12 protein-coding genes and 1 pseudogene are annotated in these 15,345 nt (G+C 66.0%); 9 read left to right on the top strand and 4 right to left on the bottom strand.

Annotated features, from left to right (window positions below; all coding sequences use genetic code 11):
• Positions 1-4 precede the first annotated feature (4 nt).
• Positions 5-1,123 carry an A/G-specific adenine glycosylase gene (mutY, locus tag GGD66_RS29480; protein WP_183238441.1) on the bottom strand — a complete coding sequence of 373 codons (1,119 nt, stop codon included), beginning with the start codon at positions 1,121-1,123 and terminating at the stop codon, positions 5-7.
• Between the two features lie 160 nt (positions 1,124-1,283).
• Between mutY and GGD66_RS29475 the strand changes: the two genes are divergently transcribed.
• The 9 genes and pseudogenes from GGD66_RS29475 to GGD66_RS29435 all read left to right on the top strand — a co-directional run bounded on the left by GGD66_RS29475 (position 1,284) and on the right by GGD66_RS29435 (position 11,450).
• The gene (locus tag GGD66_RS29475) at positions 1,284-1,775 is read left to right on the top strand and encodes a DUF721 domain-containing protein (protein WP_018323319.1); all 492 of its coding nucleotides are present in this window, start codon (positions 1,284-1,286) and stop codon (positions 1,773-1,775) included.
• Between the two features lie 140 nt (positions 1,776-1,915).
• Positions 1,916-2,572 (top strand): DsbA family protein, encoded by a 657-nt coding sequence (locus GGD66_RS29470; RefSeq protein WP_092261530.1) that lies wholly within the window; start codon positions 1,916-1,918, stop codon positions 2,570-2,572.
• 217 nt (positions 2,573-2,789) lie between these two features.
• Positions 2,790-6,254, top strand: coding sequence for a chromosome segregation protein SMC (gene smc / locus GGD66_RS29465; protein WP_183259778.1), 3,465 nt, complete (start codon positions 2,790-2,792; stop codon positions 6,252-6,254).
• Between the two features lie 151 nt (positions 6,255-6,405).
• Positions 6,406-7,386, top strand: a complete 981-nt coding sequence (locus GGD66_RS29460) for a small ribosomal subunit Rsm22 family protein (protein ID WP_183259777.1) — start codon at positions 6,406-6,408, stop codon at positions 7,384-7,386.
• Between the two features lie 138 nt (positions 7,387-7,524).
• Positions 7,525-8,085 (top strand): LemA family protein, encoded by a 561-nt coding sequence (locus GGD66_RS29455; protein ID WP_183259776.1) that lies wholly within the window; start codon positions 7,525-7,527, stop codon positions 8,083-8,085.
• Positions 8,086-8,119: 34 nt separating this feature from the next.
• Positions 8,120-9,343: a M48 family metallopeptidase gene (locus GGD66_RS29450; RefSeq protein WP_183259775.1), complete on the top strand. Its 1,224-nt coding sequence runs from the start codon at positions 8,120-8,122 to the stop codon at positions 9,341-9,343.
• Positions 9,344-9,548: 205 nt separating this feature from the next.
• Positions 9,549-10,301 (top strand): hypothetical protein, encoded by a 753-nt coding sequence (locus GGD66_RS29445; RefSeq protein ID WP_018323313.1) that lies wholly within the window; start codon positions 9,549-9,551, stop codon positions 10,299-10,301.
• 60 nt (positions 10,302-10,361) lie between these two features.
• Positions 10,362-11,030, top strand: coding sequence for a hypothetical protein (locus GGD66_RS29440; protein ID WP_028141698.1), 669 nt, complete (start codon positions 10,362-10,364; stop codon positions 11,028-11,030).
• 86 nt (positions 11,031-11,116) lie between these two features.
• A pseudogene (locus GGD66_RS29435) lies at positions 11,117-11,450 on the top strand (GIY-YIG nuclease family protein).
• Positions 11,451-11,466: 16 nt separating this feature from the next.
• On the opposite strand, the gene GGD66_RS29430 reads toward GGD66_RS29435, so the two are convergent.
• The 3 genes from GGD66_RS29430 to GGD66_RS29420 all read right to left on the bottom strand — a co-directional run bounded on the left by GGD66_RS29430 (position 11,467) and on the right by GGD66_RS29420 (position 15,187).
• Entirely contained in the window at positions 11,467-12,006 is a 540-nt protein-coding gene (locus GGD66_RS29430) for an adenine phosphoribosyltransferase (RefSeq protein WP_018323310.1), read from the bottom strand.
• 9 nt (positions 12,007-12,015) lie between these two features.
• Positions 12,016-14,181: an anthranilate synthase component I gene (locus GGD66_RS29425; protein WP_183259774.1), complete on the bottom strand. Its 2,166-nt coding sequence runs from the start codon at positions 14,179-14,181 to the stop codon at positions 12,016-12,018.
• Between the two features lie 316 nt (positions 14,182-14,497).
• Positions 14,498-15,187 carry a dienelactone hydrolase family protein gene (locus GGD66_RS29420; RefSeq protein ID WP_018323308.1) on the bottom strand — a complete coding sequence of 230 codons (690 nt, stop codon included), beginning with the start codon at positions 15,185-15,187 and terminating at the stop codon, positions 14,498-14,500.
• Positions 15,188-15,345 lie beyond the last annotated feature (158 nt).

Raw genomic sequence — 15,345 nt, 5'->3', positions numbered from 1 at the left:
GCTGTCAGGAGGACGAGCCCGCTGAAAGGTTGAGCGCGTGCGCGATGACCTTGCGCATGACATTGGGCAGCGCCTCGTCCCTAAGGGTGGCGAGCGGCACCCAGCGCATGCCCTCGGGCGCGCGGGTGCGGGCTGCGGCTTTCGCCGTGTAGACCACCAGCTCCAGCGGAAAATGCGTGAAGACGTGGGTGACGACGCCCATTTTGCGCTGCCAGCGCGACAGCCCCTTCAGCGCCGGCGCCTGCAGCTTCGCCGCCGCATCGTCCTGGCCGGCGAGCCAGTCCGAGCCGGGCACTTCGGTCATGCCACCGAGCAGGCCCTTTTCAGGCCGGCTGCGGACCAGCAGCTCCTCGCCGCGTGTGACGACGAAGGCCGCTCCGCGCCGCAGCGTTCCGCTCTTCTTCGGCGCCTTGCGCGGAAAGGTCTCCTGCGTGCCTTGCGCGCGCGCGATGCAATCCTCGTTCAGCGGACACAACGAGCAGGCCGGCTTTTTCGGCGTGCAGATCGAGGCGCCCAAATCCATCAACGCCTGCGCGCTGTCGCCGGCGCGGGAGTTGGCAAGCAGCGTCGCCGCCAATTGCTGGATCAGAGGTTTCGCCTGCGGGAGCTCATCTTCAACTGCAAAGAGCCGCGACACCACCCGCTCGATATTGCCGTCGACCGGCATCGTGTGGCGATCGAAGGCGATCGCCGCGATCGCCGCCGCCGTGTACGGCCCGATGCCCGGCAGCGCACGCAGCCCTTCCTCGGTGTCGGGAAAGATGCCGCCATGCTCGCGTGTCACCGCGACCGCGCAGGCGTACAGGTTGCGCGCGCGCGAGTAATAGCCAAGCCCGGCCCACATCCGCAGCACATCATCCTGCGAGGCCCGTCCGAGCGCAGTGACATCCGGCCAGCGCGCGACGAATTTTTCGAAATAGGGCCCGACCGCCTTCACCGTGGTCTGCTGCAGCATGATCTCCGACAGCCAGACGCGGTATGGATCCGACGTCTCGCCGGGCGCGGCCCGCCACGGCAGACGACGGCGGTGACGGTCGTACCATTGGAGCAGGAGCGTCGGACGCGATGAGACTTTCGACTGAACTGGTTCCGGCTTGGCCTTGAGGGCAGATCTAGGGCTCATGCCTTCATTCTAGCTGCAACGCATCAGTCTCTCCACGTCATGCCAGCGCCTGTCGCTTGCATCCACGTCTTTCTTCGTGGCGAGACGTGGATGGCCGGGACAAAGCCCGTCCATGACGGCGTCAGTTCCTGACACGTCGCGCATGGTGCTATAAGGACCCATGTCCAAATTCCCTCCCAAACCCGGTCCCCTCAGCGCCAAGCCGCTGGGCATCCTGCTCAACGACGTCTTTGCCGAGGCCTATGCCAAGCAGGGTTTTGCGGCGCGCGAGCTGGTGACGCGGTGGGCGCAGATTGCAGGTCCGGAGATCGCGGCCCATGCCGAGCCGCTGAAGATGCAATGGCCGCGCCCGGTGGAGGGCCAGCCGCAGGAGCCGGCGACCCTGGTGCTGCGGGTGGAGGGGCCGATGGCGCTGGAGATCCAGCATTCCGCCGACGTGATCCTGGAGCGCGTCAACCGCTTCTTCGGCTGGAGCGCGGTCGGCAAGCTCGCCTTCCGCCAGGCTCCGCTGTCGCGCCCCCGGCGGCCGGTGCGGCCCGGCCCGCCCGATCCCAAATCGGTGGCCAAGGTGGCGGAGAGCCTTGGTGACATCGAAGATGAACAACTGAAGACGGCGCTGGCGCGGCTGGGGGCCGCCATCAAGCGAAATTGAGCCTTATTTCGCGGTCAATCTGGACCCGTCTCTACCGCTCGCCATTGCCTCAAGCTACGTTTCAAGCTAGCGACAGGCCGCCCGGGCGGGAACTTCATAAGACCCCTGGGGCGAGATTTTTGCCAATTCGGGAGCCGACCTTGATCATCACCCGCCGCGCCTTCACCACGATGCTGTCGCTGACCGGGCTTGCCGCGCTCGCCGGGCTCTCGCCGCTGCAGTTCGTCTCCGAGGCCATGGCGCAGTCGGCCGCCGACGTCGCCAAGCCCGTGTCGCTGCCCGACATGGCGCTCGGGCCCAACGATGCCGCCGTCACCATCACCGAATACGCCTCGATGACTTGCCCGCATTGTGCCGCCTTCAACGAGCAGGTGTTCCCGAAGATCAAGAAGGAATACATCGACACCGGCAAGGTGCGTTACATCTTCCGCGAGTTCCCGCTCGACATCAAAGCCGCCGCCGGCTCGATGTTGTCCCGCTGCATCGCCAATGGCGACGGGCCGAAATACTTCGCGGTCACCGACATGCTGTTCCGCCAGCAGAACGACTGGGTGGTGAAGAACACCACCGAGACCCTGACGCGGATCGGCAAGCAGGCCGGCCTCACCCAGCAGCAGGTCGAGGCCTGCCTGAAGGATCAGGCGCTGCTCGACAAGATTGCCGCCGACCAGAAATATGCCAGCGACGTTCTGAAGGTGGATTCGACGCCGACCTTCTTCATCAACGGCGAGAAGATCAAGGGCGAGACCTCGTTCGAGGAGTTCGCCAAGAAGATCAATCCGCTGCTGAAGAGCTGATTCGCTCGTCAATATCCTGATTCGCATCTCGAAAGCCGTATCTTTCCCGGCATAAATCCCTTGGGAAAAGCGGCTTTCGCCGGTTGCCCTCGCGGCGCACCGCGGCCATTGTCCAGCCGCATGAGGCGCCTCGCGCGACTCGCCCGGATAGCGACACTGCCTTCCATGGTAGTGTCCCGGCAGGGGGATTCGCGCCTGCCAACAGAGATGCGTGCTTATGAAAATCACCCGCCTGCGCCTTCACGGCTTCAAGTCCTTCGTTGAGCCCACGGACTTCGTCATCGAGCCCGGCCTGACCGGCGTGGTTGGGCCCAACGGTTGCGGCAAGTCGAATCTCGTCGAAGCGCTGCGCTGGGCGATGGGTGAGACCTCGTATAAGTCGCTGCGCGCCGCCGACATGGACGCGGTGATCTTCGCCGGCTCCGGCAACCGTCCCGCGCGCAACCACGCCGAAGTGACGATGACGATCGACAATGCCGATCGCACTGCGCCGGCGGCGATGAACGACAGCCAGCTGCTCGAAATCTCCCGCCGCATCGAGCGCGAAGCCGGCTCGGTTTATCGCATCAACGGCCGCGATGTGCGCGCCCGCGACGTGCAGATCCTGTTTGCAGATGCCGCCACCGGCGCGCGTTCGCCGGCCCTCGTCCACCAGGGCAAGATCGGCGAGATCATCCAGGCCAAGCCCGAGCAGCGCCGCCGCGTGCTGGAAGACGCTGCCGGCGTCGCCGGTCTGCACGCCCGCCGCCACGAGGCCGAGCTGCGGCTGAAGGCGGCCGAAACCAACCTGACCCGCGTCGAGGACGTGATCGGCCAGCTCGCAGGCCAGATGGAAGGCCTGAAGAAGCAGGCCCGCCAGGCCGTGCGCTACCGCGAGGTTGCCGCCAAGGTCCGCAAGGCGGAAGCCACACTGTTCCATCTGCGCTGGATCGGCGCCCATGCCGACGTCAACGAATCCGGCCAGACTCATGATCTCGCGGTGCGCGAGATGGCCGAGCGCACCCAGCACCAGGCCGAAGCCGCCCGCATCCAGGCGATCCGCGCCGCCGAAATGCCGGCGCTGCGCGATGCCGAGGCGCGCGCCGCTGCAGGCTTGCAGCGCCTGACCAATGCCCGCGAGCTGCTCGACCGCGAGGAAGAGCGCGCCAAGGAGCGCGTCGCCGAGCTCGAGCGCCGTCTCGCCCAGTTCGAAGGCGACATCTCCCGTGCTCAGCAGCAGACCATGGACGCCGACGTCGCGCTGCAGCGGCTCGACACCGAAGATTCCGAGCTGAAGGAAGAGATCAAGTCGCGCGTCGAGAAGCGCTCGGGCGTCGACGAGCGCGTCGGCGAAGCCGAGGCGGTGCTGACCGAAACCGAGCAGCAGTTCGCCGAGCTCACCACTGCGCTGGCCGACCTCACCGCCAAGCGCAACCAGCTCGAGGCCAACGTCCGCACCCACCGCGACAAGCTGGCCCGTCTCGACCAGGAGATCGCGAACGTCGCCGCGGAAGAGCAGAAGCTTGCCGCCGAGACCGGCGGCTTTGGCGATCTCGACGAGCTGACCGCGACGGTCGAGACCGCGGAGCAGACGCTGGCCGCCTCGGAAGCCGCAGCGCAGGCGAGCGAAGCCGCCCACGTTGCCGCCCGCCAGACGCTGGAATCCTCGCGCTCGCCGCTGGTCGAGGCCGACAAGCGCGCGCAGCGGCTCGAAACCGAGGCGCGCACGATCTCCAAGATCCTCAACGGCGAGACCAAGAATCTGTGGCCGCCGATCATCGACGGCATCACCGTCGACAAGGGTTTTGAGAAGGCCATCGGCGCCGCGCTCGGCGACGACCTCGATGCGCCGATCGATCCGTCGGCGCCGATGCGCTGGACCAATGTCGGACAGACCGACGGCGATCCGGAGCTGCCCGAAGGCGCCGTGCCGCTCGCCAATCATGTGCAGGCGCCGGCCGAGCTGACGCGCCGTCTGGCCCAGATCGGCGTGGTGCCGCGTGAGCGCGGCGCCGAGCTGGTCTCCCAGCTCAAGACCGGCCAGCGGCTGGTCTCGCCCGAGGGCGACGTCTGGCGCTGGGACGGTTTTGTCGCGGCCGCTCACGCCCCGACCGGCGCAGCGAGGCGCCTGGCCGAGCGCGCCCGCCTCGTCGACATCGAGAACGAGCTGGAGCAGGCCCGCATCGACGCGCAGATCAAGCGTCGGGCGCTGGAGAACGCCGAGTCCGAGCTGCAGATGGCGGCCAGCACCGAAGGCGCCAGCCGCGAAGCCTGGCGCGCCGCGCAGCGCGAGCTCAACGTCGCGCGCGAGCGTCATGCCACCGCCGAGCGCGAGATCAGCCGCCATGCCGCGCGCAAGGCAACACTGTCGGAAGCGCACAGCCGTCTCGCCGCCGACCGCGCCGAGGCCGAAGCTGCGTATGAATATGCCGAAGCCGGCATTTCCGAGCTGCCGTCGAGCGAGGACACCGAGACCCGTCTCGCCGCGGTCCGCAGCGACATCGAAGGCCATCGCCGCATGGCCGCCCAGGTCCGCGCCGAGGCGCAGGCGCTGGCGCGCGAGGCCGAGCTCGCCGACCGCCGCGTGCAGGCCATCCTGGCCGAGCGCACCGAGTGGCAGAACCGCAAGGAGAGCGCGGCCTCCCACATCGACACCATCCAGGCCCGTATTGCCGAGCTCACGATCGAGCGCAGCGAGCTTGAAAACGCGCCGCAAGTGTTCGCGGAAAAGCGCAGCGCGCTGATCACCGAGATCGAATACGCCGAGAACGACCGCCGCATGGCCGCCGACGCGCTCGCCACCGCGGAGACCGCGATGGCCGAGACCGATCGCGTCGCCAAGCTGACCTTGGAGGCACTCTCCAGCTCGCGCGAGGCCACCGCCCGCGCCGAGGAGCGCATGGAAGGCGCCCGGCGCCGGCTCGAGGACATCGAGCGCGAGATCCGCGACATGCTCGAGGTCGAGCCGCAAGCCGTCGCCGGCCTCGCCGAGATCGAGCCCGGCGCGGAGCTGCCGCCGCTGCACGACATCGAGGAAGACCTCGAAAAGATGCGCCGCGACCGCGAGCGCCTCGGCGCAGTCAATCTGCGCGCCGAGGAAGAGCTGCGCGAGGTCGAGACCCAGCACACCGGCCTCGTCACCGAGCGCGACGACCTCGTCGAAGCGATCAAGCGTCTGCGCCAGGGTATCCAGAGCCTCAACAAGGAGGCGCGCGAGCGGCTCCTGACCTCATTCGAGGTCGTCAACAACCACTTCAAGCGGCTGTTCGTCGAGCTGTTCGGCGGCGGCGAAGCGGCGCTGCACCTGATCGAGAGCGACGACCCGCTGGAAGCCGGCCTCGAAATCATTGCGAAACCGCCGGGCAAGAAGCCGCAGACGCTGTCGCTGCTCTCGGGCGGCGAGCAGGCCCTGACCGCGATGGCACTGATCTTCGCGGTGTTCTTGACCAACCCCTCGCCGATCTGCGTGCTGGACGAAGTCGACGCGCCGCTCGACGACCACAACGTCGAACGGTACTGCAACCTGCTGCACGAAATGACCGGCTCGACCGACACGCGCTTCATCATCATCACGCACAATCCGATCACGATGGCGCGGATGAACCGGTTGTTCGGCGTCACCATGGCCGAGCGCGGCGTCTCGCAGCTGGTGTCGGTCAGCCTGTCAGAGGCGGTGGACATCCTCGACCAGAACGTGGCGTGACGCTGCGGTCGTTCCACACCCATTGACGTCATCATCCGCCTTGTGCGCAAATTGCGCACTGGAGCGGATGATCCAGTACGCTGCGGCCTTTCGGTCTTGACGGCACTGTCTCGGAGTACTGGATGCCCGCCTTCGCGGGGCATGACCGCAGATGATGATAGCTCCCACCCTCCCGCCTGAACTCAAGGCCGCCCTCGACGGCAAGCTGCAGGGCTTCTCCCGCACCGACGCTGCACAACGGTCGCAGAAAATCTCGACCGCCTACCGCGCCGGCGGCGGCTCCGGCACCATCAAGACCGACTCCGATGCGCTCGCCTATGCGCTCGCGCGCATGCCGGCGACCTACGCGGCCGTGGCCGCCAGCCTCAATGCGCTCACCGAGATTGCGCCCGATCTCGCCCCGGAAACGTTGCTCGATGTCGGCGCAGGTCCGGGCACCGCGAGCTGGGCCGCTGCGGAAGCCTTTCCATCGCTGCAGGATTTTACCCTGCTCGACGCCAACGCCACCTTGAGCCGGCTTGCACTCGAACTGGCGCGCGACAGCTCACGATTGGCGGAGTGCCGCTATCTGCCCGGCGATGCCGGCGGCAACCTCACTGAAGTCTCGCCAGCCGATCTCGTCGTCGCCAGCTACGTCATCGGCGAGCTGGGCGAAAGCGACCAGCGCAAGCTCGCGGAAGCGATGTGGGCAAAAGCGCGCCACGCGCTGGTCGTGATCGAGCCCGGCACGCCCGCCGGCACCGCGCGCATCCTCGCCCTGCGGCAGCAGCTGATCGCGGCTGGCGCTTACGTCGCCGCCCCCTGCCCGCACGAAAAGCCCTGCCCGCTCACCGCGCCCGACTGGTGCCATTTCAACCAGCGCCTGCCGCGCTCGCAGGCGCACCGCCAGATCAAGGGCGCCGAGGTGCCGTTCGAGGACGAGCGTCTTATCTACGTCGCGCTGACCCGAACGCCGCCGACTACCCGTGCCGCGCGCGTGCTGGCGCCCCCGGATGTCGGCAAGGCCGAGATCACGGCCAAGCTCTGCACCGAGGACGGCGTCGCCATCACGAGGGTGCCTCGCCGCGACAAGGCCGCCTATGCTGGAGCACGCCGCTGGCGCTGGGGCGACGCTATTCTGTCCGAAAGTTAACCTCGTTCCGGACTTTTGCCTTGAACGCGGGCGGCTCCACATTCGACCAAGTCTTACCTCCCCTCTGCGCCGGGCTCTCACCCTGCGCCAATTTGGTCTAGGCTAGCGCCTGCCTTCTTCCCCCTTCAGGAGTTCTCCATGTCGACCGGCTGGATCGTTCTCGGCGTCATCGTCGTCCTCGCGCTGTTCGCCTTCAGCGCCTACAACCGCCTGGTGGCGCTGAGCCAGCGCGTCGGCCAGGCTTTTGCCGATATCGACGTGCAGCTCAAGCAGCGCCACGACCTGGTTCCGAACCTGGTCGAAACGGTGAAGGGCTACGCCTCGCATGAGCGCGGCACGCTCGACGATGTCATCAAGGCACGCAATTCGGCGATGTCGGCGCAGGGGCCGGCGCAGGTTTCCGCGGCCGAGAACCAGCTGTCCGGCGCGCTCGGCCGGCTGATCGCGCTGTCGGAGGCCTATCCCGACCTCAAGGCCAACGCCAATTTCCAGCAACTCGCATCCGAGCTTTCCGACCTCGAGAACAAGATCGCGGCGAGCCGCCGCTTCTTCAACAACGCGGTCCAGGAATACAACACCGGCATCCAGCAGCTGCCCGCCGCCTTGTTCGCAGGCATGTTCGGCTTCACCAGGAAGGACTTCTTCGATCTCGGCGCCAGCCGCACCGAGGTCGAGGCCGCGCCGCAGGTGAAGTTCTGATCTTGAGCCGATAGGCCGGCAGGGCACCCGCGTCATGGCCGCGTATGGTCTCTACACGCACATCGCCTCGAACAAGTTTCGTTCGATGCTGCTGCTCGCCGGCCTGTTCATGCTGGTCTACGTGCTGGTCTATGCTGGCGCGCTGGTCGCCGAAGTCGTCATCAACGGCAATGAGACCGTCGTCTATTACCTGAGGCGCGCCCTCCACGATCTGATCGTGGCCGCGCCGGTTGCGACGATCGTGGCGGCGGCCTGGGTCGTGATCGCCTATTTCTTCCACCAGTCGATGATCGACGCGGTGACCGGCGGCCACGACGTCACGAGGCAGGAGGAGCCGCGGCTCTACAATCTGCTGGAAAATCTCTGCATCTCGCGCGGCATCACCATGCCGAAGCTGAAGATCATGGAGAGCCCGGCGCTGAACGCGTTCGCGACCGGCCTCAATCCGCGGCAATATTCGATCACCGTCACCACGGGTCTCCTCGATGCCCTGAACGACAAGGAGATCGAGGCGGTGCTGGGCCACGAGCTGACCCACATCAAGAACGGCGATGTGCAGCTGATGGTGGTCGCCGTCATCATCGCCGGCGTGGTCGGCTTCTTCGGCGAATTGTTCTTCCGCCTGTTCACCAATTTCAACTGGAGCTCCGGCTCCGGCGGCTCATGGTCCTCGGGCTCCTCCTCGTCGTCGCGGTCGTCCTCCTCGTCGAGCGACAACAAGAGTTCCGGCGGCGGCGCGGTAATCGTGATCATCATCGCGATCGTGCTGATCGTGGTGGCCTGGCTGCTGTCCCAGGTGGTCAAGCTCGCACTGTCACGTTCGCGCGAATATCTCGCCGACGCCGGCTCCGTCGAGCTGACGAAAGACCCTGATGCGATGATCTCGGCGCTGCGCAAGATCGAGAATCGCGGCGAGCTGCCCGGCGCGACCTCGGCCGTGATGGAGCTCTGCGTCGACAATCCCCGCGAGGGCTTTGCCGATCTGTTCGCGACCCACCCATCCGTGCAGTCCCGGGTCGACGCGCTGGTCAAGTTTGCCGGCGGCCACGATCCTGGCCCGCGGCCGCTGGCCGAGGAAACGGAGGAGCCCGAGGCGCAAGCCGACCTGCAGGACGCCCCACCGCCGCTGCGTCATGGCCCGTGGGACGACGCCAGCGGCCCGGCCGCTCCTCCGCCGCCCCTGCCCGCACCCGGCTCCTCGGAGACCGCGAGCAGCAAGCCTACAGGCAATCTCATGGGTCCCTGGGGCCGTCATTAAGCACGCGATGTCCTGCCATGCGCGGCGGGTTTCGCCGCGATTGGGAAAAACTTCGGGAATTGCCTTATCGACATGCCGAGGATTTGAATTCTCCCTTGTTTCTGCCATGTTCGCGCCCAACAGCAGACTTGGGACATCCTTGGGACATCGATTTGGGGCCCGGCCGATTGCGACCTCGCGATCGGGGGCGCGTTAGGGGACAGCAATGGCAAAGCCGGCAGTGGTTGTGGTGGGCGCGGACAAGGGCGGGGTCGGCAAGACCACGGTGTCGCGCACCTTGCTCGATTATTTTTCCGCCAACAACGTGCCGACGCGCGCCTTCGACACGGAATCGCCGCGCGGAACCCTGAAGCGCTTCCACCCCGACATCACCGAGATCGTCGACATGACGACGACATCGGACCAGATGAAGATCTTCGACACGCTCAACGCGGTGAGCCCTTCGGTCACTGTCATCGACGTTCGCGCCGGCCTGCTCTCGCCCGCGCTGGCTTCGCTCCGCGACATCGGCTTCCTCGACGCCGCCAAGGCCGGCCAGATCACCTTCGCGGTGTTCCACATCCTCGGACCCTCGATCGCCTCGCTGGAGGAGATCGCCGAGACTGCCGGGTTCATGACCGGCGCAAAATATTTCCTGGTGAAGAACTTCATCAACGACACCCAGTTCTTCCAATGGGACCAGGCGACCTACAATTCCTACTTCCACCGCATCAAGGACGCGACCGAGCTGACCATCCCCAAGCTCAACGAAATGGCCTATGAGCAGGTCGAGGTGTCCTCCGTCCCGTTCCTGAAATTCGTCGCCAACAAGGGCATCAGCGACGAGGCCGCGAACTATTCCTTCGTGCTGCGCGGCTATGTCCGGCACTGGTTGGCGAATGTCTGGAGCGAGTTCGACCGGATCCGGCTGACCGATATCGTCGGCTCGAAGCCCGTCACCCGCAACAGCGAAAAATAGTTGCGCAAGCAGGGCTGATACGGCTGGATTGGTCGCCAGGTTCGACTGATATAGCTGCCGATGCCCGCCACGCCCGTCTACATCATCTGCTCGCCCCGCCCGCAGGTCGGCAAGACGCTGCTGGCGCGGCTGCTTGCGGAATTTCTGCTGCTCAAGAACGGCAATGTCGCGGCCTTCGACGTCAATCTGAAGGAACCGTCGTTGCTCGACTACCTGCCAAAGATCACGGAGACCGCCGACGTGATCGATACCTACGGCAAGATGCAGCTGATGGACCGCGTCATCGTCGATGACGGCATGGCCAAGGTGATCGACCTCGGTTTCCACGCCTTCGACGAGTTCTTCAAGATGACCGACGAGATCGGCCTCTTGAAGGAGGCCGCGCGCCGCCATGTCGCGCCTCAGATCCTGTTCGTCGCCGACACCGACCGCGCCTCGGCCCGCGCCCACGAGATGCTGCGCGGGCAGATCCCGCGGATGAACCTGATCACCGTCGACAATGAATATGTCGTGCGCGGCGAGCTGCCGGCCGCGATGGCCGGCGGCCGCCTGTTCCGCCTGCCGGCCTTGCCCGGCTTCCTCAAGACCTATGTCGACCGGCTGAACTTCTCCTTCACCGGCTATCTGCGCCAGGAGAAGGACGCCTCGACCGAGCTGCACCAATGGACCCGGCGGAATTACTTTGCCTTCCGCGAGCTCGAGCTCAGCCTGATCCTGCAGCGATCCTAGATAATTTCACCCGGATAATATTTACTGCGGGTTGAAGCGGGCTTAGTGAGGCGGACATCGGTATCCCCTCAGCAAGGCCTGTCACCGTGAGCATCGACCGGAAAGCAGCGATCGCCGCCTACAAGGAGCGAAAGACCATCGCGGGCGTCTTTGTCGTCCGCTGTGCGGCCTCCGGCGAGGCCTGGGTCGGCCAGGCACCGAACCTCGAGACGATCCAGAACCGCATCTGGTTCTCGCTGCGCCAAGGCAGCCACACCTGCCGCAGCCTCCAGGCTGCCTGGAATGCGCATGGCGAGGCCGGCCTGAACTTTGGCGAATGCGAGCGCCTTGGAGGATGAGGAAACCGCCTATGTCAGGAACGCACTCCTGAAGGAGCGCCTGCTGCATTGGCGGGATGAACTGAAGGCCGAGGCGATCTGAAGATCGCGGCGACCTCTCAGTGTCCCTCGAACGTCATTAGCGTGCGCACGGGCACGTCCATGGCGCGCAGCTTGGCGGCGCCGCCGAGCTCGGGCAGGTCGATGATGAAGCATGCGGCGACGACGTTGGCGCCGATCTGGCGCAGCAGCTTCACCGCGCCCTCCGCGGTGCCGCCGGTGGCGATGAGGTCGTCGACCAGGATGACGCGCTCGCCGGGCTGGATCGCGTCGACATGCATCTCCATCTCGTCGATGCCGTATTCGAGCGAGTAAGCGATGCGCACGGTGGTGTGCGGCAGCTTGCCTTTCTTGCGGATCGGCACGAAGCCGGCCGAGAGCTGGTGCGCCACTGCGCCGCCGATGATGAAGCCACGCGCCTCCATGCCTGCGACCTTGTCGATCTTGTTGCCGGCCCAGGGATTGACGAGCTCGTCCACCGCGCGGCGGAACGCGCGCGCGTCAGCGAGCAGGGTCGTGATGTCGCGGAACATGATCCCCGGCTTGGGATAGTCGGGGATGGTCCGGACGCTCGCCTTGATATCGTGGTCAAAGGTCATTGGTGCCTCTCAATCGACACGCGCATCCAACCGGAACGCGTTTTCAACAATACGCAAGCCCACCTCATTGCTGAGCGACATCAGCGATTCCGGGTGGAATTGCACGCCGGCGACCGGCAGCGTCTTGTGCTCCAGCGCCATGGCGACACCGTCCTCGGTGCTGGCTGTGACGGACAACACCTCCGGCATGCTGTCGCGCTCGACATAAAGCGAGTGATAGCGGCCGATGACGATCTCGTTCGGCAGATTGCGCATCAATCGCCCGCCGCGCACCTGCACCCGCGAGGGCCGGCCATGGGCGGGATGGGTGAGTTGGCCGAGCTCGCCGCCGAAATATTCGCCGATCGCCTGCACGCCCAAGCAGACGCCGAACACCGGCAGCTTCCTCTCCAGCGCCGCGTCGATCGTCTTCTTGATCCCGAAATCTTCCGGCCTGCCGGGACCGGGCGACAGCACCAGCAAATCCCATGTCTTCCGCTTGAGCATGTCGAGCGCATGCACATGGCGGACCACGGTAACGTCGGCGCCGACCTGGCGGAAATAATCAGCGAGCATGTGCACGAAGCTATCGTCGTGATCGATCAACAGCACCCGCTTGCCCGAGCCGGTCGCATCGGGCGCAAAGGTCGACAGCGGCTTCGGCGGATCGCCGCGCAGCGCCTGGAACAGCGCGGCGGCCTTGACCTGGCATTCGCGGTCTTCAGCGGCCGGATCGGAATCGAACAGGCAGGTGGCGCCGACGCGCACTTCGGCGAGACCATCCTTCATGCGGATGGTGCGGATGGTCAGGCCGGTGTTGATGCTGCCGTCGAAGTTCACCGCACCGATCGCGCCGGCATACCAGCGGCGCGGCGAGCGCTCGTGATCCTCGACGAACTGCATCGCCCAGAGCTTGGGTGCGCCGGTCACCGTCACCGCCCAGGCGTGGGTGAGGAAGGCGTCGAGCGCGTCGAAGCCGGGACGCAGCATGCCCTCGACATGATCGACGGTGTGGAAGAGCTTCGAGTAGGTCTCGATCTGGCGCCGCGCCAGCACCTTGATCGTGCCGGGCACGCAGACGCGCGCCTTGTCGTTACGGTCGACGTCGGTGCACATGTTGAGCTCGAACTCGTCCTTCTCCGAGTTCAGGAGCTGGCGGATCTGCTCGGCGTCGCCGATCGCATCGCTGCCGCGCGCGATCGTGCCCGAGATCGGGCAGGTCTCGACCCGACGCCCGTCCGAGCGCACGAACATTTCCGGCGAGGCCGACACCAGAAATTCGCCCTCACCCAGATTCATCAGCGCGCCGTAGGGCGACGGGTTGATGACGCAGAGGCGCTGGAAGACTTCGGCCGGCGAACGATCGCAAGGCTCGGCGAACAGCTGCCCAGGCACCGCTTCAAAGAGATCACCGCGGGCGAAGGCCGCACGCGCGGTCTCGACGGTTGCCTGATATTCGCCGGGCGCGTGATCGGCAAAACCCTGCCGCGGTGTCTTCAGATACGGACTCTCGGCGGTCTCGCGCGGCAGGCCCTCGGTGGATTTGCCCTTCCAGGCAAAGTCGTACGAGAGCACCACGCCGCGGCCGGTGGCGCGGTCATAGGCCAGCAGGCGATCGGGCACATAGAGCACGATGTCGCGCTGGTCGCTCTCTCGTGCGCGCTTTTGCACAAGGTCCTCGATCTGGAACACGAGGTCGTAGGCGAAGGCGCCGAACAGGCCGAGCAGCCCGTCGTCATTGGCCGAGAAGGCGGCGACGAGATCGCGCACCAGCGACATCACGCTGGCTCGCCGCGTGCGCTGGTCTTCCTCGACCGGCGCATCGCCGCGGATGATGTGGCCGGCAAGCCGCGTCGCCGTCTTCTCGGAGATGACGACGCAGGGCTCGCGCAGCACATCGACCAGGAAGGCGATCAGCACCTGCCCACGCTCGTTCAGCGCTTCCAGCTTGAAATTGACGCCAGTGGTCTCGAGCTTGAGCGGCGGATCGGAGAAGCCGAGGTCAAAGCTCTCATAGCGGCCGGGCACGGTCGTGCCCGAGGACAGCACCACGCCGCGACGGCGGTCGAGCAGGCTCACGAGATCGTCGAGCCTGTTGGCACCGCCGGTGAACTGCTCCGCCACGCGCGTGATCGCGAGACCCGCGCGGGTCACGTAATCGCTTCTGGCCGGGAGGGCAAAGACTGTCCTGTTCATGTGATCCTCTTGGGGTCCTCTTACGAGACTTGCCGAGGAAACGCCACACAGGACAAACGATCAGGCCGCCGCACTGCGTTGGCGACCTCAGACGATTTGGGAAAGGAAAATCGCACCGGCCACCTCGTTAGGAGGTGCGCCACCAAAGACGGGCTGGGCGGACGGCGGTGCTCATGGGCGGATACTCACCATGGCGCGGGGGCGGCGTCAAGGGTGGCCGGGCAGTAGCCCGGATGGAGCGCAGCGCAATCCGGGGTTCGTGCCACAAGGGAAAGTCCCCGGATTACGCTGCGCTCCATCCGGGCTACAGGCTGGGTCAGGCTGCGCTGTTACCGCCGAGATGATTGGCGAAGAACTTGATTGCCCTGCCCCAGGCGAGCTCGGCGGCCTCGCGGTCGTGCACGGCCTGGCGCTGCTCGTTGACGAAGGCGTGCTCGGCGTCATAGCGGAACAGCTCCAGCGACTTCCCGGCGGCCTTCATGGCCTTCTCGAATCCGCCCACCAGCTCCGGCGTGCACCAATCGTCCTTGTTGGCGAAATGGGCCTGGAGCGGGATCTTGACGTCGGCGGGCTTGGCCGCCTGCTCCGGCGGGATGCCGTAGAACACGACGCCGGCCGCGAGCTCCGGCACATGCACCGAGCCGATGATGGTGACGGCGCCGCCGAGACAGAAGCCGGTCAGCCCGACCTTGGCACCGTTACGCGACAGATATTGCGCGGCGCCGCGTACCGTCTGCGTGGTGGCGTCCATGAAGTCGAGCGAGTTCATCTCCTTGTTGGCGCTGTCCGTGTCGTGATACGGCACCACCTTGCCCTTGTAGAGGTCGGGCGCCAGCGCGTCGAAACCGGCCAGCGCGAAGCGGTCGCACAGGCCTTTGATCTGGTCCGACAGGCCCCACCATTCCTGGATCACGACCACGCCCGGCGCGTTGCCGCGCGCGGCATTGGCGAGATAGCCCGAGGCCTCCTTGCCGTCCGGACGCTTGAAGGTGATGGCGGTTCCCATGGTGTCCTCCGATGAGTTCTTGGGGGAGCGGTTGGCGGCATCTTGGCGGGTGCATGCGAATGACGCAATCACCGCGCAAACAAACTCTCGTGCCCCGGACGCTGCGCAGCGCGCCCCCCTTGCGGCGTGATGCGCTGCCGATCCAGGGCCCAGCTACG

Origin of the sequence: Bradyrhizobium sp. CIR48 (genome assembly GCF_014198315.1) — a bacterium.
GTDB lineage: Bacteria > Pseudomonadota > Alphaproteobacteria > Rhizobiales > Xanthobacteraceae > Bradyrhizobium.
This window is presented reverse-complemented; position numbering and strand designations above follow the sequence as displayed.